Source organism: Micromonospora sp. NPDC023633 (genome assembly GCF_040640035.1).
Lineage (GTDB): Bacteria > Actinomycetota > Actinomycetes > Mycobacteriales > Micromonosporaceae > Micromonospora.
Genome location: NZ_JBFABB010000062.1, coordinates 21,413 through 40,357, shown reverse-complemented (window position 1 = coordinate 40,357; position 18,945 = coordinate 21,413). Strand labels below are relative to the sequence as shown.

The window sequence follows — 18,945 nt, the reverse complement described above, 5'->3', positions numbered from 1 at the left end:
CAGGACGCCCAGCGACCAGCCGTCGGAGACGATGTGGTGCATCGTCAGCAGGAGCACGTGCCGGTCCGGGGCGAGGGTGACCAGGCGGCCCCGGATCAGCGGGCCGGCGGTCAGGTCGAACGGGGCGGTGCTCTCCTCCTGCTGGAGCCGGGCCAGGGCGGCGGCGGGATCGGCGTGCCCGGTCAGGTCGTCGAGCCCGAGCGGGAACCCGTCCCCGGGCGGGTCGATGCGTTGGCCCGCCTCGGCGCCGTCGGCGACGATGCGGGTGCGCAGGACCTCGTGCCGGGCGACCAGGGCGTCCAGGGCCGCCCGCAGCGCGTCCCGGTCGAGCCGGCCGTCGAGCTGGAGGGCGAGGGGCATGTGGTAGGCGTGGCCGACCCTGCCGAGCCGCTCCAGGAACCACAACCGCCGCTGCGCGAAGGAGAGCGGCAGGAGGCCGGAGCGGTCCGGCAGGCGCTCGACCTCGGCGGATGTCCGCGCATGTGGGACGCGACCGGGGGCCGGGACACGGATCGCGTTGTCGTCCGGCAAGTGTGCCCCCTCGATTCCCCGCTGGCCCGTCGCCCACCTGACATCGGCCGAAGTGGATCCACAGTAGACGACCCGACAGGCCGGGAACAGGGACCGACGGACGGGTCCGTGGACCTCAATCCGACACGCGACTCAGACTTTCGGCCAGCGCGTCGGCGAGCCGTCCGTACGCCGCCCGGAGCACGCGGGGCGCGCCCGCCGCGCCGGCCCGGTGCGCCGCCGCCAGGGCGTACGCGCGTACCAGGGCGGCCGGGTGCGTCTCGCCGTACGCCGGCGCGTCGGCCAGCGCCAGGGCGCCCGCCAGCGCGTCGGCGTTCGCGATGGCGTTGGCGTCGGCGAACGCCTCCGCGTTGGCCCCGGTGCTGAGGTCGGCGTAGTGCGCGGCGAACCTGACCGCCTCGTCGGGGCCGTAGCCGTTGGCGGTCGCGTAGGCGTGGGCGTTGGCGTATGCGACCGCCCGGGCGTCGGCGTACGGGTAGGCCGCCCGGTACAGCTCGCGCAGGGCGGGCCGGAGCGCGCCGCGCCACTCGTCCACCCCGGCCGGGTCACCGGCCAGCGCCCGTCGGAGCAGGTCGCCCACCATCCGGCCGGCGTCACCGCCGGGCGTCGAGGCGAGCACGCGCGCGTGCCAGTCGTACACCACCCGGAACGGCACCCGGCCGGCGAGCCGGTCCAGCTCCCCGTCCACCCGCCGCCGCCAGGCCGCCAGCGTGGCCGGGTCGTGGCCCTCGGCGAGCGTGGCGAGCACCGCCGCCAGCCAGGCCGATGGCTGCGGCGGAGCGCTCACCCGTCCCACCTCGACGGCCGGTCCATCCCGGCGAGGAGGTCGTCGACGTCGTCGTCGGTCAACGTGTCGAGATATCCCGCGCCGTCGGGCCGCCCCGTGGCGCCGGTCCCCGGCGGCGCGGCGCCGGCGGAGCTCGCGTCGACCCCCGCGCGCCCTCCCGCCCCGGCGGCGGCGACCGCCGCGGCCAGCCCGGCCACGGTCGGGTCGTCGAAGAGCGTCCGGACCGGCAGGTCGACCCCGTACGCCGTCCAGACCCGGGCCATCAGCTGGGTGGCCTTCACGGAGTGCCCGCCCAGCACGAAGAAGTTGTCGGCGACCCCGACCGGGCCGGGCAGGCCCAGCAGGTCGGCCACCAGCCCCGCCAGCTCCCGCTCCAACGGGGTACGCGGGGCGACCGGCGCCTCGCCGGAGCCGGAACCCCTGCCGGGCGGGGGCAGGGCGCGCAGGTCCAGCTTGCCGCGGGAGGTCCGGGGCACCTCGGGCAGCGCCACGAAGACCGCCGGCACCATGTGCGCGGGCAGGAACCGGCGCGCGTACCCGGGCAGCCCCGGCGGCGGGTCCGTCGCGGCCGGGTCGGTGACCACGTACCCGACCAGCCGCACGCCGTCGTGGTCCACGTCGGACGCGGTCGTCACGACCGCGTCGCGGACCTGCGGGTGGCCGCGCAGCACCGCCTCGACCTCCGCCGTCTCGACCCGGAACCCCCGCACCTTCACCTGCCGGTCGGCCCGCCCCAGCGGCTCGATCCGGCCGCTCGGCAGCCACCGGCCCAGGTCGCCGCTGCGGTAGAGCCGGCCACCGGGGATGAACGGGTCGGGCACGAACCGGTCGGCGGTCCAGCCGGGCGCGCCGGCGTAGCCCCGGCCGACCCCCGCGCCGCCGATGCAGACCTCGCCGACCACGCCCGGCGGCACCGGCCGCAGCCACCGGTCCAGCACGTAGACCCGGCTGCCGGCGACGGCCGGGCCCAGGTCCGGCGGCGCCGACCCCGGCTCGACCTCGGCCCCGGTCGAGTAGACGGTCGTCTCGGTCGGGCCGTAGAGGTTCCACAGGCGGGTGCCCGGCTCCGCCAGGGCGTCGGCGAGGGCCCGGGGCAGCGCCTCCCCGCCGCTGAGGCGCAGCCGCACCCCCGCCGGCACCCCACCGGCCGCGACCAGCATCCGCCAGGTCGTCGGCGTCGCCTGGAGCATCGTGGCCCCGGCCGTGGTGAGCAGCCGTCGCAGCCGGTTGCCGTCGATCACGTCGTCGTCGCCCGCGACCACGACCGACGCCCCGCACAGCAGCGGCAGGAGCAGGTCGAGCAGGGCGATGTCGAACGCGAACGGGCTCACCGAGAGCACCCGGTCGGCCGGGCCCAGCGGGACCATCTCGCGGAACGCGTGCAGCAGGTGCGCCACCGCGCCCTGGGTGACGGTGACCGCCTTCGGCCGGCCGGTGGACCCCGAGGTGAACAGCACGTACGCCGCCGCCGTCGCCGGCACCGCACACGGCGGCGGCACCGCCGGCTCGGCCCCCGCGCCGGTCGGCTCCGGCCCGGCCAGGTCGAGCAGGGTCACCGACGCCGCCAGCTCGGCCAGGAGCGGCGCGGGGACGGCGGTGCGGTCGGTGACGACCACCCGCACCCCGGCGTCGGCGAGCATCCCGCGCAGCCGCCCCGGCGGATGGGTCGGATCGAGCGGCAGGTACGCCGCCCCGACCCACCAGACGCCCAGCAGCGCCGGGAGCGGTCGGGCTCCCCGGGGCAGGACGATGCCCACGGTCTCCTGGACCCGTACGCCGAGCCCGCGCAGCCCGGTGGCGATCCGGCCGGCGAGCCCGCGCAGCGCGGTGCCGGTCAGGGTCGCGTCGTCGCCGGCGATCACCACCCGGTCGCCGGCGTCGATCCCGGTCACGAGCGCCGCCGCGGTGCTCCCCGGCGGCGGGACCGACCCGGACCGGGCCGCCGGCCACACCCGGGTGACGAGGTCCGCCGTCGCCGGGGAGAGGAGGTCCACGTCGCAGACGCGGGTCTGCGGGGCGGACGCCAGCGCGGCCAGGATCGCCGCCAGGGCGTCGGCGAACCGGCCCGCGCTGGCCGGGGCGAAGAGGTCGGTGAGGTACCGCAGGCGCACGGTCAGCTCGTCCGGGCCGGCGACGGCGGCCAGCTCCAGCTCGAACTTGCCGGTGCCGGTGGGCACCAGCTCCGGCCGCCAGCGCAGCGCCCCCCGCTCCAGCGGCGGCAGGGCCTCCTCGACCGTGCACATCACCTGCACCAGCGGCGCCCGGGACGGGTGCCGCTGCGGCCGGCACAGCTCGACCACCCGGGCGAACGGCAGGTCCTGGTGGGCCTGGGCCCGCGCGGTGGCGGTGTGCAGCCGGTCGAGCAGCTCCCCGAGCGTCGGGTCGCCGTGCAGCGCCGCCCGGATCGCGACGGTGTTTGCGAAGAGGCCGAGCATCGGCTCGGTCTCGATCCGGGTGCGCCCGGCCACGGGCACGCCGACGAGCACCTCGTCCGCGCCGCTCAGCCGGGACAGCAGGGCCGCGTACGCGGTCAGCAGCACGGCGAAGAGGGTGCTGCCCCGCGCCGCGGCCAGCCGGCGCAGCGCCCCGGCCAGCTCCCCGTCGACCGGCACCGCCACCTCGGCGGCGGCCGGCGACAGCCGCTCGGGGTACGGGTGGTCGACCGGGAGCGGCACCTCCGGCGGAGCGCCGGCCAGCTCGGCCGGCCAGAAGCGCTCCGCCTCGGCGTGGCCGCCCGCGTCTGCGTGCTCCCGCTCCCAGAGGGCGAAGTCCGCGTACTGCAGGGGCGGCTCGACCGAGACGGGCGGCCGGCCGGCGCGCAGCGCCTCGTAGTCGGCGGAGATCTCGTCGAAGAGCAGCCGGAACGACCAGCCGTCGACGATCGCGTGGTGCGCCACCAGCGCCAGGACGTGCCGCTGCGGGGCGAGGCGCAGCAACGTGGCCCGGGTCAGCGGGCCACGGTCGAGCGGCAGCGGGGTGCGGGCGTGCTCCCGCAGCGCGGCGCGCGCCGCCGCCTCCCGGTCCGCCTCGGGCAGCCGGTCCAGGGGCACGACCTCGAGGGCGGTCGCGGGGACGTCGTCGTCGATCACCTGGATCGGCCGCCCGCCGTTGGCCCGGAAGGTGGTGCGCAGGATCTCGTGCCGCTCGACCGCCGCGGCCCAGGCCCCGTCGAGCGCGGCCACGTCCAGCGGGCCGTCCAGCCACACCGCCCATCCGACGTGGTAGGTCGGCTGGCCCGGGTCCAGCTGGTCGAGCAGCCACATCCGCCGTTGCGCGGCCGACGTCGGGAACTCGAAGACGGCCATCTCAGCGCCCCCGCCCGTCGACCGCGACGACCCGCAGTTCGGCGGTGTACCGGCCGTCGGGCCCGGTGAGCCAGAGCTGGTCCGGCGCCGGCAGCATCTCCACCACGCTCACGGTGGCGTCGTCGCCGGCGTGCCGGCGGGCCCGGCGGACCGACCGGGACACCAGGTCGACCGAGGCGAGGCTGGTCAGGTCGGCGTGGACCGGCTTCCGCTCGCCCGCGCAGCGCAGGAACACGTGGCGCGGCAGGCCGTGGGCGGCGGCCCAGGCCCGCGCCTGCCGGAACCGCAGCGCCTCGTCGCGGGTGTCGGCGAAGGCCAGGTCGGCGGCGGTGAACGTCCACGCCTCGCGGCTGACCACGAGGGAGTCGATGGTGACCCTCGGCTGGTGCGCCGCCGGGGGCAGGACGCGGAAGAGCTGGGACAGCCCGGCGCCGACCACGTCGCCGAGGACGTGCATCAGGTCGACGTCGAACCGCCCGCCGCGCGACCGTACCCGCAGCCCGCCCGCCGTAGCGACCAGGTCGCACTCGCCGACGCGCAGGCTCCGGCGGGGGTCGTGCCCGAACGAGTCGTGCGCGAACACCAACCGGATGTCGTCGGGCCCGGTCAGCGCGTTGCTCTGCCTGGTCGGCACGCCGCCCTCCTGGCCGGTCTCGGCGGTATAGACGGCCCCGGCGCCCACGTCCCGGGCCAGCGCGGCGCGCAGCGCGTCCGCCTCCGGGTGGTAGGCCACCCAGGTGGCGTACCGCAGGGTGTTGACGCCCGGGTGCAGCTCACCGAGGACCCACTCGTCGCCGGCCCGCATCAGGTCCGGGCTGTGCTGCCGCGCGGTCGGCCAACCGGGCCGTCCCGGCGGGAAGGCGGCGGCCACCGCCGGGGCCAGCTCCGCCGCCGTGAGCCGGATCCGCCGCCGGTCCGCCGGCAGCGCCAGCACGTCGGCCCAGCGCCGGTGCAGCGCGGCGGTCAGCAGCGCGGTCAGCCGTTGCGGCGGGTGGAACAGCGCCTCGCCGGCCAGCAGCCAGAAGTCGGCCAGCGGGACGACGTCGGTGCCCAGCTCGGCGGCGCGGCGTCGGTGGATGTCCGCGCAGAGGCGCTGGTAGAGCGTCGCGCCGGCGGCGGTGAACCAGCGCGCGCTCTCCAGCACCAGGCCCAGCGCGTCGCGGATCCCGTCCAGGCCGGCCTCGCCGATGCCGACCGTGCCGGCCCGCAGGCACTCCTCGTAGACGGGGGTGCGCCCGGCGTACATCGTGCCGGCGCGCCGGGTGGCGGGAACCCCGGCCAGCCGGGTGAACGTGGCCTCCAGGTCGGCCATCGCGGCGGTCAACCGGTCCGGGTCGCCGGCCGCCGCGGCGAGCGCGTCCCGGGCGGCACAGAGCTCGTCCAGGGCGGCGAGCGCGGGCCCGCGCACGGCCTCGTCGGTGACCCGGTCGAGCCGGGCCCGCATGGTCCGCTCCGGCCGGGTGTCGTGCGGCGCCACCTCCGGCTGCCAGGCGATCCGGTGGGCCGCGGCCAACGTCTCCAGCACCTCGTGCACCTCCCGCGTCGAGCGCAGTCCCGACCCCGGGTCGGCCAGCACGGCGCCGGCGACCTCGTTCGCGTCGCGGACCTCGTCGCAGGCGCGGAGCACCGCCGCCTCGGCGTCGGTCAGCGTCACCGGCGGGGCGAGCGGCACCCGCAGCGTCGTCCCGGCCAGCTCCAGGAAGGGCATGAGGCGGGGTACGAGCCACGGGCGCAACCGGACCGCGTACGGGGCCAGCACCGCGGCGACCGCCCACCCCTCCAGGTAGACCGTCCGCCCGGCGAGCAGCGCCGGTGGGTCCGCCGGGTCGACCCGCACGCCGGCGCCCGGCTCGATCCGCGCCCAGCCGACCGGCCCGAAGAACCCGATCGTGTCGTTCTTCGCGCAGTAGCGCTGGAGGTAGCTGGTGACCAGCGCCTCGTGCTGGCGGTGCTTGGTGTTGCGGGTCGGGGCGCCGGGGCCCCGGCGTAGCAGCGCGTCGACGCCGGTGCGCAGCGCGTGCGGGTTCTGCCAGGCCACCGCCTCGCGGAAGCGGGGGTGGGACGCCACCGCGTGCAGCGCGCCCGCGAGTCGGCCGACCGCCTCCGGGTACGCCGCCGCGTACACCGCCTCGGCGTGGGCGATGCCGGCCGGGTCCCCGGCGGCCCGGGCCGCCACCACGCCGTCCGCGGCGGCGGCGAGTTCCGCGTCGCCGAGCGGGGCCAGCAAATCGACCGGGAGTCCCGCGCCCCGCAGGCAGACGGTCCGCCACAGGGCCCATCCGTCGGTCAGCCGGGCCAGGTGCGCGGGCCGGTCCTGCCCGGTCCGGTGTGCGGCCCGGTCGCGGCGGCGCAGGGCCGGCCCGGTCGCCACCCGCCCGCCCGGCGCCGATCCGGTCGCCGCGTCGATCGCCGCCGCCGTCGCGGCCAGGGTCGGTGCCCGGTAGAACGGGCCCACGCCCAGCTCCACGCCGAACGCCTCGCGGATCCGGAACATCAGCCGGGTGACCGTCAGCGAGTTGCCGCCGAGGGAGAAGAAGCTGCTCTCCCGCCCGATGCTCTCCGGCGGGCGCCCGCCGGGCAGCAGCCGGGCCCAGAGCCCGGCCAGCCGGTGTTCGGTCGGCGAGGCGGGCCCGGCGACGTCCGGATCCCGTTCGGCGGGGTCGGGCGCCGGCAGCGCCGCCCGGTCGACCTTCCCGTACGCGGTCAGCGGCAGCCGGTCGAGGACGGCGAACGCGGCCGGCACCAGGTGGGCCGGCAGCCGGGCGGCGACGTGGTCACGCAGGCTCGCCGGCGTCGGGACCGCCGCGCCGGCCGGCGTGACGTAGCCGACCAGGTGCCGCTCCGGCCCGTCGCCCCGGACGCGGACCGCCGCCGCGGCGACCTGCGGGTGCGTCCTGAGCACCGCCTCCACCTCGCCCGGCTCGACCCGGAACCCCCGGATCTTCACCTGGTCGTCGCGGCGGCCGAGGAACTCCAGCACCCCGTCCGCGCGCCAGCGGACGACGTCACCGGTCCGGTAGAGGCGCCCGCCGGGCACCTCCGGATCCGGCACGAACGCCCGGGCGGTCGCCGCCGGGTCACCGAGGTAGCCGCGGGCCAGCCCGTCGCCGCCGGTGTGCAGCTCGCCCGCGACCCCGACCGGCACCGGCCGACCGCCGTCGTCGAGCACGTGGACGGTGGTCTGCGGCACGGGGCGGCCGATCGGCACCCGGTCGCCCACCGGGCCGGGGCCGCCCATCAGGTGGCAACTGGTCAGCGTCGTGTTCTCGGTCGGCCCGTACGCGTTGACCAGCGGCAGCCCGCCGCGCGCGGCGAGCACGGCGCGGACCGCGCCCGGGTCGGCCACGTCCCCGCCGGTGAGCAACTGCCGGACCTCCGCCAGCGCCGTGACGTCCTCCTCGGCGAGTTGCCGGAAGAGCCCGGCGGTGAGGAAGGCGACCGTGACCCCACCGGCGCGGATCAGCGCGGTCAGCCGGGCGAGGTCCACCGGGTCCGGCGGCGCGACCACCGCCGTGGCGCCGGTCAGCAGCGCGCCCCAGATCTCCCAGGTGGACGCGTCGAACGCGGTCGGGGCGAACTGGAGCACCCGCTCGCCGGGGCCGAGGGTGGCGAAGTCCGGGTCGGTCACCAGCCGCACCACGCCCCGGTGGGTGATCCCGACCCGCTTGGGTGTCCCGGTCGAGCCGGAGGTGTGCAGGACGCAGGCGAGCTGCGACGGGTGGGTCCGCCCCGGCGGCGGGCCGGCCGGCGCCGGGTCCCCGGCCGGCGCGTCGACGTCCAGCACCCGGACCGGGCCCAGGTCGGGCAGGCCGGCGGCGGCCTCGCCAGTGGTCAGCAGCAGGCGGGCGCCGCTGGCGGCGAGGAGTCCCGCGATCCGCGCCGGTGGGGCGGCCGCGTCCACGGGCAGGTAGGCCCCGCCGGCCTTGAGCACGCCCAGCAGGGCCCGGATCAGCGGTTCGCCCCGGGGGAGCAGCACGGCGACGGGGGCCTCCCCGGTCACCCCGTACCGGCGCAGCGTCCAGGCCAGCCGGTCGGCCGCCCGGTCCAGCTCCGCGTACCCGGTCGTGCGGTCGCCGACCACCAGCGCGGTGGCGGCCGGGTCGTCGGCCACGCGGGCCGCGAAGACCTCGGGGACGGACGCGTCGCGGGGGTAGGGCCGCCGGGTGGTGTTCCAGGCGGCGCGCAGCGGCGCCTCCCCGGCGGCGCCGAGATCCAGGTCGGTCAGGCGGGCGTCCAGCCGCTGGGCCAGTTCGAGCACGGTGTGGTGCAACTGCGCGAGGATCCGCCGCGCCGAGGCGGCCAGCAGCCTGGTGTCGTCCCACACCACGCCCAGGCGCAGTTCCGGTTCGTCGAAGGCGTGCACCGTCAGCGGGTAGCCGGGCATGCGGTGCACCCGCGCCGAGCGCCGGGCCGCCTCCGGCCCACCCTCGGCCAGGGCGGTGGCCAGCCGCTGCCGTTCGAACACCACCAGGCTGTCCAGCAGCGGCGTGTCGGGTGCCAGGCCCGCCTGGTCGAGGATGGTGTGCAACGGCGTGAGCTGGTGCTCGCGGATTCCCCGGATCCGGTCGGCCACGTCGGCGAGGAGCCGCCGTACCGTCCACCGTGGATCCAGCCGGACCCGCAGCGGCACCGTGTTGAGCAGCAGCCCGACGATCCGGTCGGCGTCCGGGACGCTGTCGTACCGGCACGACCTGGTGACCGCGAAGGTGACGTCGTCGACTCCGCCGTAGCCGCCGCGCAGCAGCGCCCAGGCCGCGTGGACCACGGTGCCGACCCCGACGCCGACTGCGGCGGCGGTGGCGCGGAGCCGGTCGGAGTCCGGTCGGGTCAGGGCGACCTCGTGCGAGGCCGGCACGCCACGCGCGCCGGGGTCCGCGTCGAGGCGGCCCGGGAGCGCCCGGGGCGTCGGGGCACCGGCGAGGTACCCCTTCCAGAAGGTGTCGCCGGTGCTCGGGTCGCGGCTGCCCCACCAACGCACGAAGTCCGCGAACGGCGGCCGGCGTGGCGGGTCCGGCAGCCGGCCGGCCCGCCGCGCGGCGTAGTCGGCGAGGACCTCGTCGAGCAGCATCCGGGTGGAGCGGCCGTCGAGGATCGCGTGGTGGAAGGTGAGCACGACGTGGTGGTCGCCCAGCGTGGTGACCCGGAGCAGGGGTGCCCGGGCGACGTCGAAGGGCTCGTGCCGGTCGGTGGGGAGGAAGTCGGCGAGCGCCGTCTCCCGCCACCGCAGGTTTGGCGCCACGGTGGGCCGGACGACCTGCACCACGCCGTGGTCGCCGTCGACCTCGAAGGCCGTGCGCAGCACCGCGTGCCGCCGGGTCGCGGCCTGCCAGGCGGCGGTGAACGCGTCCCGGTCCGGCGGGGCGTCCCACCTCATCGTGACCTGCTGGACGTCCACCCCGCCGGCGGGCTGCCGGAGGGTCTGCAGCACCATCCCGCGTTGCACGGCGAGGGCCGGATACCGCTGGAAGCTGTCGTTCATGCGCCCTCGTCCGGTGCGGCGTCAGCCGGTGGCGGCGTTTTCGTCCATCCAGCGCCGCAACGACAGCGGCCGCATGTCCGTCCACACCTCGTCGATCCGGGCGAGGCACTCGCCGCGCGACCCGGTAAAGCCCTCGCGCCGCCAGCCGGCGGGCAGCTCCCGGTCGTCCCACCAGATCGAGAACTGTTCCTCGTCGTTCACGACCACGGCATACGTCCGGGTGTCGTCGTCGTCAGCGCTCATCGGACCCCCTTCGCCGGGAAAGGATTTCAGCCACGTCGATTCCGTGTCAAGGATCGGTCGATCTTCGGACGTCACGCGGAGGTGGGTCGTACGGCGGGCTCGGAGTCCGGTGTGGACGCCCCCGGCGGCGCGGCGTCGCCCCCGCCGATCCGGGGCGTGCGGGCGACCCAGCCGACGGCCGGGCCGGCGGCGAGCGCGCAACCCACGAAGATCGCCGCGACGACCCACCAGCCCCAGCCGCCGGTCTGGATCGCGAGGAGGGTCAGGCCGACCGGCGCGAAGACGTCCGCCGTCGAGCTGATCGTCTGTGCCGTGCCGAGGTACACCCCGCGCGACGCGGCGGGCGGCACGTTGGTCTGGACGAACCAGAGCGCCGCCGAGAACCACAACTCGGTGGTGGTCACCAGCACCACGACGCCGAGGAGCGCGACGACGGTCCACGCGCCGCCGGTCCGGCCCGCGAGCGCGGCCACCGGGCAGGCGACCGCGGTGACCAGGGCGCCCCGGCGGATCAGGCGGGCCGCGCCGGGAAGCGAGTCCGCGCCGCGCGCCGCCGGCACCTGCAACGTGATCACCAGCACCGTGTTGAGGGCCAGCATCGCGCCGAGCAGCGGCTTGGGGGCGTCGGTGTGGGTGATCGCCCAGAGCGGCAGGATCTCGACGAGGATCACCGCGTGGAACATCATGACGGCGAGGAGCGCGGCGGTCGTGACGTAGGGGAGGTCCTTGAGGACCGCCCACCGCGAGGCGGTGGCCGCCCGGTCGTGGCGCACCGCCGGGGCGGCCGGGAGCCGGGTCACGAGGCCGGCGTTGAGCAGTGACAACGCCGCGTTGAGCAGCACCATGGCGACGAGCGCGGCGGCGGAGTCGAACGCCAGCGCCAGGGCGCCGAGCCCGGTGCCGGCGGTGAACCCGGCGTTGAGGTACGAGCGCGCGTACGCCATCGTCCGCACCCGGTCCTCGGCCGGCATGGCGTCGGCGGTGTAGATGGTGCGCCCGGCGTTGGCGAACGAGTCGGTGGCGGCGGCCACCACCATCAGCACCACGAAGCCCGCGAACGACGTCACGAGCGGATAGGCGGCGAACGTCAGCGCCGAACCGAGCGCGCCGACGGCCCAGGACCGCTGCCCACCGATCCGGTCGGCCAGCGCGCCCAGCGGCAGCGAGGTCACCACCCCGGCGAGCCCGGCGATCGAGAAGCCCACCCCGATCTGCACCGCGCTGAGCCCGAGGACCTCGGTGAAGAAGACGATGCTGCCGGTGAGGAAGGTGCCGCTGCCGACGGCGACCATGGCGGACTGGTACGCGATCGCCCGGGGCAGCCCGGGCGGCGGCAGGAGCCGGGACACGGCGAATCGGTGACCGTCCATGGTGCCGGTCAGGCTACCCGGGCGACGCGAGCGGAGCACGCGCCGGATGGCGGCGGCGCACGGCGCGGCGTGGGCTGCGGTGTTCCGCACTGTTCCGAACGCGTTCGCGCAGCTCACCGGGCACGTCTGACGCCTACGGTGACGCTGCGCCCCGCGAGTCCGCTGTGGACACCGGGCGGTGCCCGCCCCCGGGCCACCCGGACCGGCAGCACCGTCGGCGGGGCGCGCCTCCCATCCGGTCACCAGGAGAGGTACGCCATGCCCCATCCCACCAGCGCGCGATCCGTGCGCCGGACCGCGCCGCACGCCCTGGCCGCGCTGCTCGCCCTCACCCTCGTCGTGGCGGGTGCGCTCGTGGCGCGTCCGGCCCCCGCATCCGCCGCCGAGCCGCCGCCCGGCACCGAACTGATCAGGAACGGCACGTTCAGCGACGGCAGCGTCGAGCCCTGGTGGACCCGGTTGGCCGAGACCCAGACCACGGTGGTCGGCGGCCAGCTCCAGATCCGTACCGCCGGGCGGGCCACCCAGGTCTGGGACGACCTGGTCGGCCACTTCGAGTTCGGCATCACCGCCGGCCGCACGTACCGGGTGGCCTTCGACGCGTCCGCCACCGTGGACCGGACGATGCGGGCGACGGTGTCCCGCGTCGACTCGCCGTACACCTCGGCCTTCGACCGCACGGTCGAGTTGACGGCGACCACCCGCCGGTTCAGCTTCGAGTTCACCGCGCCGTTCGCCGACCCGAAGGGGGTGCTGCTGTTCCACCTGGGCGCGAGCCCGGCCTCGACCATCCGGCTGGACAACGTCTCACTGGTGCCGCTGGCGCCGCGACCGTCGGCCGACCCGGTGCTGTTCTGGAACGACGTGCTGCTCGACACCTTCCGGCAGACCCAGCTGCCGCCCACCTCGCTGAGTCGCAGCGCCGCCATCATGCACGCCGCGATGCACGACGCCGCCGTCTCGGTCACCGGCGCCGGAGAGCCCTACCGCGTGCGGGTGCCGGTCGAGTATCCGGGCACCCTGGAGGACGTGGTGGCGCCCTCGCTGGAGACCGCCGTCAACCAGGCGGCCCACGACAGCCTCAGCGCCCTGTTCGCCGGCCGGTCGTTCGGCCCCGCGCTGGCCGAGGCCACCGGCATGCTGCCGTCCGGGGTGAACGCCGACGAGATCGCGCGGGGCAGGGCGGTCGGCAGCCAGGCCGCCGCCGCCAACGTCGACGCCCGTCGCGCCGACGGCTCGACCGACGAGAGCCCGTACGTGCCCGAGGGGGTGCCCGGCGCGTGGCGGCCGACCGGCTCCGGACCGGCCGTGTCGCCGAACTGGGGGCGGGTCACCCCGTTCACCCTGACCTCGCCGACCCAGTTCCGGCCCGGCCCGCCGGGCGGTTTCGGCAGCTACGACGCGCTGCTCGCCAGTCAGCTCTACGAGGACCAGGTCACGGAGGTCCGGCAGCTCGGCGCCCGCGTGGGCGGCACCCGCACCGCCGAGCAGACGCGGATCGCCTTCTTCTGGGCCAACGACCTCGACGGGACGTACAAGCCGCCGGGCCAGCTCCTGGCGCACACCAGGATCGTCGCCGAGCAGCGGGGGCTGGGCATGCTGCAGAACGCCCGCCTGTTCGGCCTGGTCTCCCTGGCCATGGCCGACGCGGCGATCGTCGCCTGGGGCGGCAAGTACGCCACCCCGATCGACCTGTGGCGGCCCGAGTCGGCGATCCACCACGCGGACACCGACGGTCGGCCGGGCACCCAGCCCGACCGGTCCTGGCAGCCCCTGTCCCAGGACCGCGCCGGGCAGTCGTTCTCCCCGCCCTTCCCCGCCCACGTCTCCGGGCACGCCACCTTCGCGGGCGCCTGGGCCGGTGTCATGCGGGCCTACTTCGGCACCGACGCCGTCCCGTTCACGGGCACCACGGACGACCCCCAGGCGGTCGGGGTGCGGCGGCCGTTCGGCAGCTTCACGGAGGCGGCGCGGGAGAACGCGCGCAGCCGGGTCTACCTCGGGGTCCACTACCAGTTCGACGCGGACGCCGGGCTCGCGGCCGGGCTCGCCGTCGGCGCCCACGTGCACGCCAACCACCTGCGCGGCTAGCGCGAGGGCCGGGGCGGCCGGTCATCCGCGCGTTCCGCGAGCGGGTGACCGGCCGTCCGCGTCGGTGTCGGCGCGCAGCACGAGCCGGTCGGTGGTCCGCTCCCCGATGTACGTCAGGTCGGCGTCCCACCCGAGCCCGGGCACGGCGGGCACCTCGACGAGCCCGTCGGTGCTCACGATCGGGCGGGTGGTGACGTCACGGGCGTAGTACTTGTCGGAGCCGGAGACGTCCGAGGGGAGCGTGAAGCCGGGGAGGGCGCTCAGCGCGACGTTGGCGGCCCGTCCGATCCCGAACTCGTGCATGCCGCCGCACCAGACCGGGACGCCGTGCTCGCGCGCGAGGTCGTGCGCCCGGACGGCGTGGGTCAGCCCACCCATCCGCGAGACCTTGACGTTGAGGACGCGTACGGCGCCCAGGCGGAGCGCGGTGACGAGGTCGTCCACCTCCTCCACGGACTCGTCGAGGCAGACGGGGGTGTCAATCCGGTCCTGGAGGGCGGCGTGCGCGACGAGGGCCCGGGACGCGAACGGCTGCTCGATCATCAGCAGGCCCAGGCCGTCGAGTTCCGCCAGGACCGCCCGGTGCTCGGGGACGTCCTGGTAGGCGCCGTTGGCGTCGACGTGCAGCGGCACGTCCGGGTGCGCCGCGCGGACGGCCCGCACCGGTTCGACGTCCCAGCCGGGCGCGATCTTGAGCTTGATCCTGCGGTAGCCCTCGTCGACCCGCAGCCGCACCTGCGCGAGGAGGTCGTCGACGGTGGGTTCGATGCCCAGGGAGACGCCCGCCTCGACGCTGCCGCGCGTGCCGCCCAGCGCGTGCGCGAGGGCGGTGCCCTCGGCGGCCGACCACAGTGCCCAGGCGGCGACGTCGAACCCGGCGCGGGCGAAGTGGTTGCCCCGGACCCTGCCGAGCGCCGCGGCCAGGTCCGTCGGGTGCTCCCAGGCGGTCCGCAGGACCATCGGCGCGAGGTGGTCACGGGCGACGGCCCAGCAGCTTTCGACGGTCTCGGCGCCGTAGAACGGGCCGCTCGGCGACGCGATCTCGCCCCATCCCACGGCCCCGTCGGTGTCGGTGAGCGTGACCAGGACGTGCTCCAACTCGCGCTTGGCGTGGGAGCTGGTCTGGAACCGGTGCACGAGCGGCAGGCGGACCCGGCGCAGCTCCACCACCTCGATCCGCCTCCGGCCGGTCACGGCTGCTCCGCGTAGAGGCCGAGTTCGGCGGCGAGGGCGTCGCGCTCGCGCAGGCGGCGCCCGGCCCCCTTCGAGCTGGCGATGGTCAGGGTGGCGAGCAGGTGCAGCGCGAGCACCACCGAGGTGGGGGAGTTGGCGTACGAGGCGCTGTCGGTGCCGATGACGATGCGGGCGGCGGCGCTGTCGGCCAACGGCGCGTCCTCGGCGTCGGTGACGAGGACCAGCCGACCGCCGTGGCGCACGTACGCGGAGGCGACGTCGATGGTCTCGCGCCGGTAGCGCGCCATGCAGACGGCCACGAGCAGGTCGCCCTGCCGGATGTCGCTGAGCACGTCGAGGGAGCGCAGCGCCGCGCCGTCGACGAGGTGAACGCCGGAGAGCCCGGCGCTGAGGTCGGCGGCGAGCAGGGACGCGAAGCCGAGGGACTTGCCGTGGCCGAGCAGGTACCGGCGCCGGGCCGACACGATGAGTGCCGCGGCCCGTTCGATCGCGTCCTGCTCGGCGGCCCACGCCAGCGCCCTGGCGAACTCGGCGCGTTGCTGCTCCAGGACCCGCTGCTTGAGCACCTGCGCCGACCTGCGCTGCACGTTGCGGTCGAAGCGCTCCGCGGGCGTCGATCTCGTCGTGGTCATGCCTCGTCCCGTTCGAACAGGTAGCTGACGCGGCCGGGGGTGTCCGCCCGCCGCGTGACGCCGACGAGCCGCCCGCCCGCGGCGAACCGGCCGGCCAGCTCCCGGCGCAGACGCGCGCGGTCGTCGGGCCCCGGCGCGGCGGTACGGTCGTCGGCGGGCGAGTCCACGGCCGCGTGCCCGGGTGCGGGCGAGGGCGTCGGGGTGGCGCCCCCGACCCGGTCGAGGTCCCACCGGACCAGGACCCGGTCGCTGCCGCCGTCGTCGTAGAAGTCGGGCAGGAACCGGATCCCGACGGCGCCCAGCACGTTCAGGTTGAAGTGGGCGTTGCGCAGCGCGTACGGGTCGAAGGTCCACCGCATCGTGTGCGCGCCCGCGCGCCGTGCGGCGTCGGCCTGGGCGTGCTTGAGCAGGCGGCCGACGCCGCGGCCCTGCGCCCGCGCGTCGACGACCGCGGCCTGCGAGTAGTGGTAGAGCTCGCCGTGCTCGACTCCCGTGAAGCCGTAGCAGAAGCCGACGAGCAAGCCGTCCTCGTCGAACGCGCCGACCGCGGTCCCGGCGTTCTCGCGCAGCGCGGCCAGGAGGCGGGGGCTGACGGCGTGCTCGGGGCCCTCGTAACCGAAGACGGCCCGGTAGAGCGCCGATGCCGCCGTCCACTCGGCGAGCCCGGCGAGGTCACGCGCCACGATCCTGCGGGTGTCACCGACCATCGACCTCACTCCTTAAAAAGATAGCGATCGTATGTCTCTCAGGCTGCCGCACAATGCGCTCGTTGACAAGGCCTTGGGTCGAACATAGTGTCCATATGTGTCGTACTCATCGCTTGATCTCAATGCCGCGCTCGCCGCGCTGCACCGCTACACGCTGCACGAGTCACCGACCGGCGACCGCCGGGCCCTGGCCGCGCTGGCCGACGTGCTCGACGCGGACGCCGCCCACGCCGGCTTCGACACCGCCCGGGAGTCGCACCCCGGCGGCGACCATCTGGTCTGGACCCTTCCGGCGCGGGGGGTCCCGGGCGACCCGGTGCTGCTGCTGACCCACTACGACACCGTCTGGCCGGTCGGCACGTTGTCCACCATGCCGTGGTCCGTCGAGGGGGACACCGTCCGTGGCCCGGGCGTGTACGACACGAAGGCCGGGATCGTCGCCCTGCTCGCGGCGGCGGCCCGCGTCGCCCGGCAGGGCGCCCCGCACCCCGAGATCAGGGTCATCGTCGTCGCCGACGAGGAGACCGGCTCGCCCACCGCCACCGACCTGGTCCGGGCCGAGGCGGCGCGGGCCCGCGCGGTGCTCGGCCTGGAACCGCCGCACCCCGGCGGCGACCTCAAGACCGGCCGGCGCGGCAGCACCCGGGTCCGCATCGAGGTCACCGGGGTCGAGGCACACGCCGCGCTCGACCCCGACGCCGGCGTCAACGCCATCGACGAGCTCGTCGACCAGCTCGTGCGGGTCCGCGCACTCGTCGCGGACCGGCCGGTCCTGCTCAACGCCGGCACCGTCGCGGGCGGAGGGCGGACCAACGTGGTCGCCGGCGAGGCCCACGCCGAACTCGGGTTGCGCTTCACCGACCCCGAGAACGAGGACGCCGTCCTCACCGGCCTGCAGTCGCTGCGACCGGTGCGCGATCGCGCCCGGCTGGCCACCCGGCTGCTCTCGCACCGGCCCACCTGGCGGCCGGACGAGGCGGGGGCGCACCTGCTCGACCGTGTCGTGGGCATCGCCGCCGGCCTCGGTCAGCGCCTCGCCGGCCGCCCGGCGGACGGTGCCGCCGACACCAACACGACGGGTGCGCTCGGCCGTCCCACCATCGACGGGCTCGCCCCGCCCGGTGGAGGCGCGCACGCCCGGCAGGAGTGGGTCTCGGCTGCCGGCATCGGTGCGCGCAGCGACCTGCTGGCCGCCCTGCTCACCGGACTCCACGCCGCGGGTCCGTCACCTGGGGACGGTGCCTGACCCGGCGCGCGTCCTCGGCAGCCCGGACGGCGGGCGCGACCCGGCGCGCGGCGGGCGGGTCAGCGCGACCTGGCGCGCCGCGCCCGGGCCAGCGCGACCAGCCCCACGGCGATCAGAGCCAGCCCGAGTGCTCCCGCCACCACCAGGTAGGGCCCGCCGCCGGAGCGGGCGGCCCCGGCGCCGGCGGCGGGGGTCGTCGGACCGGGCGTGGCGGTCGGCGCGGGGGACGACACGGCCGCCGGCAGTGGGTAGCGCAGGATCCGGGGCATCGTTCCCGGCGGCCGGCCGGCGGTCTCGGAGACGGTGAGCAGGGACCGCCCGTCGCGGTCGTAGGTGACCGACTCGCCCTGCGGCTCGTCGGGCAGCGCGACGACCCGGGGGGTCCCGCCGGTCAGCGCGGCGACCACGTCGCCGTCGGCGACGTCGAACTCGTACGCGTCGGCGTAGGTGCGCAGGACCACCCTGCGGCCGTCCGGTGCGGTGGCGCCGCCGGTGACCGCCGTCCGGCCGAGCGCCCCGAACGGGTTGCTCGTCGTGGAGGCGGGCAGCCGGACCTGCCCCACCTTCACCAGCGGGGCCGTCGTGCCCGGGCGCAGGGCCGCGCTCGGGGCGTACAGGTTGGCCGAGTACTTGGTCACCACCACCGGACGGTCGTCGCCGGTCACGAGCAGGGCCTCGGCGTCGTGCGGGCCGTCCGGGTACGCCATGCGGTACAACACCGGCCGGTCCGCACCCGGCGGGAGCTTCCACACCGCGATCGTCTGCCGGGAGCGGTCGTTGTCCCCGATGTCCGCCACCCAGACCGTGCCGTCCGCGCCGACGGCGAGATCCTCGGTGTCGCGCGGACGGGACGGATAGGACACCGTCCGTACGACGGCGCACCGGTCGTCCAGGAAGAAGATCCGGCGGCGGGCCTCGTCGTCCGCCCCGTCGTTGACCATGACGAACCCGCGGTCCGTGGCGGCCATCCCGGAGATCTCGCTCAGCCGGCCACCACGCACCTCGCACACCGGCGTCCCGGGGACCGGAGCGGGTGACGGATCGGCCACGGCCGCACCGGGGGCCATCGTGGCGGCCAGGACGACGACCGTCCCCGCCGCGACCCGCAGCCGCCGGGTCCCGTTGCCTCGTCGCCCCACCAGCAGTCCCTTCGATGCCGGCCCGCCCCTCTGGCGCACCGGTGCCGGTCCGCGAGCCGGCGACCCACTCCTGGCCGACCGGGCGCCACGTCGGGCGCCGGTGACCGGCCCCCGGCCGCCCCCGCTCCGGTGGCACGCCGGCCCCTGACGTCGACCGCCTCCGCCGCGTGACCAGGGGGTGAGTGTATGACCCGGGTCCCGCTGCCCGGTCGCGGCCCGCC

Annotated in this window: 12 protein-coding genes; 2 read left to right on the top strand and 10 right to left on the bottom strand. The window is 76.5% G+C overall.

Annotation, left to right across the window (positions count from 1 at the left end; genetic code table 11):
* The 6 genes from AB0G13_RS20115 to AB0G13_RS20090 form a co-directional block, all read right to left on the bottom strand.
* The coding region (locus AB0G13_RS20115; protein WP_357876247.1) for a condensation domain-containing protein at positions 1–531 on the bottom strand (531 nt) is incomplete at its 3' end.
* Positions 532–646: 115 nt separating this feature from the next.
* Positions 647–1,318: a hypothetical protein gene (locus AB0G13_RS20110; RefSeq protein ID WP_357876245.1), complete on the bottom strand. Its 672-nt coding sequence runs from the start codon at positions 1,316–1,318 to the stop codon at positions 647–649.
* Positions 1,315–4,623, bottom strand: coding sequence for an amino acid adenylation domain-containing protein (locus AB0G13_RS20105; protein ID WP_357876243.1), 3,309 nt, complete (start codon positions 4,621–4,623; stop codon positions 1,315–1,317). The genes AB0G13_RS20110 and AB0G13_RS20105 overlap by 4 nt, the downstream gene beginning before the upstream one ends.
* Position 4,624: 1 nt before the next feature.
* On the bottom strand, positions 4,625–10,102 hold the full coding sequence (locus AB0G13_RS20100; RefSeq protein ID WP_357876241.1) for an amino acid adenylation domain-containing protein: 5,478 nt from the start codon (positions 10,100–10,102) through the stop codon (positions 4,625–4,627).
* 21 nt (positions 10,103–10,123) lie between these two features.
* A complete protein-coding gene (locus AB0G13_RS20095) occupies positions 10,124–10,345 on the bottom strand; it encodes an MbtH family NRPS accessory protein (protein WP_357876239.1) in 222 nt (73 codons plus the stop codon).
* A 71-nt stretch (positions 10,346–10,416) separates the two neighbouring features.
* Positions 10,417–11,715, bottom strand: coding sequence for an MFS transporter (locus AB0G13_RS20090; protein WP_357876237.1), 1,299 nt, complete (start codon positions 11,713–11,715; stop codon positions 10,417–10,419).
* Positions 11,716–11,973: 258 nt separating this feature from the next.
* On the opposite strand from AB0G13_RS20090, the gene AB0G13_RS20085 reads away from it, so the two are divergent.
* The gene (locus tag AB0G13_RS20085) at positions 11,974–13,806 is read left to right on the top strand and encodes a carbohydrate binding domain-containing protein (RefSeq protein ID WP_357876235.1); all 1,833 of its coding nucleotides are present in this window, start codon (positions 11,974–11,976) and stop codon (positions 13,804–13,806) included.
* A gap of 21 nt (positions 13,807–13,827) precedes the next feature.
* Here the strand turns inward: AB0G13_RS20085 and menC are convergent, their stop codons facing one another.
* Genes menC through AB0G13_RS20070 form a run of 3 tightly spaced genes read right to left on the bottom strand, consistent with a single transcriptional unit; the run spans position 13,828 to position 16,339 of the window.
* A complete protein-coding gene (menC, locus tag AB0G13_RS20080; protein WP_357876233.1) occupies positions 13,828–15,000 on the bottom strand; it encodes an o-succinylbenzoate synthase in 1,173 nt (390 codons plus the stop codon).
* Positions 14,997–15,632: an SIS domain-containing protein gene (locus tag AB0G13_RS20075; RefSeq protein ID WP_357876231.1), complete on the bottom strand. Its 636-nt coding sequence runs from the start codon at positions 15,630–15,632 to the stop codon at positions 14,997–14,999. The genes menC and AB0G13_RS20075 overlap by 4 nt, the downstream gene beginning before the upstream one ends.
* On the bottom strand, positions 15,629–16,339 hold the full coding sequence (locus tag AB0G13_RS20070; RefSeq protein ID WP_357876229.1) for a GNAT family N-acetyltransferase: 711 nt from the start codon (positions 16,337–16,339) through the stop codon (positions 15,629–15,631). Before AB0G13_RS20070 ends, AB0G13_RS20075 begins: the two co-directional genes overlap by 4 nt.
* Positions 16,340–16,436: 97 nt before the next feature.
* Between AB0G13_RS20070 and AB0G13_RS20065 the strand changes: the two genes are divergently transcribed.
* Positions 16,437–17,585, top strand: a complete 1,149-nt coding sequence (locus AB0G13_RS20065; protein WP_357876227.1) for a M20/M25/M40 family metallo-hydrolase — start codon at positions 16,437–16,439, stop codon at positions 17,583–17,585.
* Positions 17,586–17,644: 59 nt separating this feature from the next.
* Here the strand turns inward: AB0G13_RS20065 and AB0G13_RS20060 are convergent, their stop codons facing one another.
* Entirely contained in the window at positions 17,645–18,724 is a 1,080-nt protein-coding gene (locus AB0G13_RS20060) for a hypothetical protein (RefSeq protein ID WP_357876225.1), read from the bottom strand.
* Positions 18,725–18,945 lie beyond the last annotated feature (221 nt).

Excerpts from the sequence above, each read along its gene's own strand:
- AB0G13_RS20095 (WP_357876239.1), bottom strand. The coding sequence starts at position 10,345 with ATGAGCGCTGACGACGACGACACCCGGACGTATGCCGTGGTCGTGAAC.
- AB0G13_RS20085 (WP_357876235.1), top strand. The coding sequence starts at position 11,974 with ATGCCCCATCCCACCAGCGCGCGATCCGTGCGCCGGACCGCGCCGCAC.
- AB0G13_RS20100 (WP_357876241.1), bottom strand. The coding sequence starts at position 10,102 with ATGAACGACAGCTTCCAGCGGTATCCGGCCCTCGCCGTGCAACGCGGG.
- AB0G13_RS20090 (WP_357876237.1), bottom strand. The coding sequence starts at position 11,715 with ATGGACGGTCACCGATTCGCCGTGTCCCGGCTCCTGCCGCCGCCCGGG.
- AB0G13_RS20075 (WP_357876231.1), bottom strand. The coding sequence starts at position 15,632 with ATGACCACGACGAGATCGACGCCCGCGGAGCGCTTCGACCGCAACGTG.
- AB0G13_RS20105 (WP_357876243.1), bottom strand. The coding sequence starts at position 4,623 with ATGGCCGTCTTCGAGTTCCCGACGTCGGCCGCGCAACGGCGGATGTGG.
- AB0G13_RS20070 (WP_357876229.1), bottom strand. The coding sequence starts at position 16,339 with ATGGTCGGTGACACCCGCAGGATCGTGGCGCGTGACCTCGCCGGGCTC.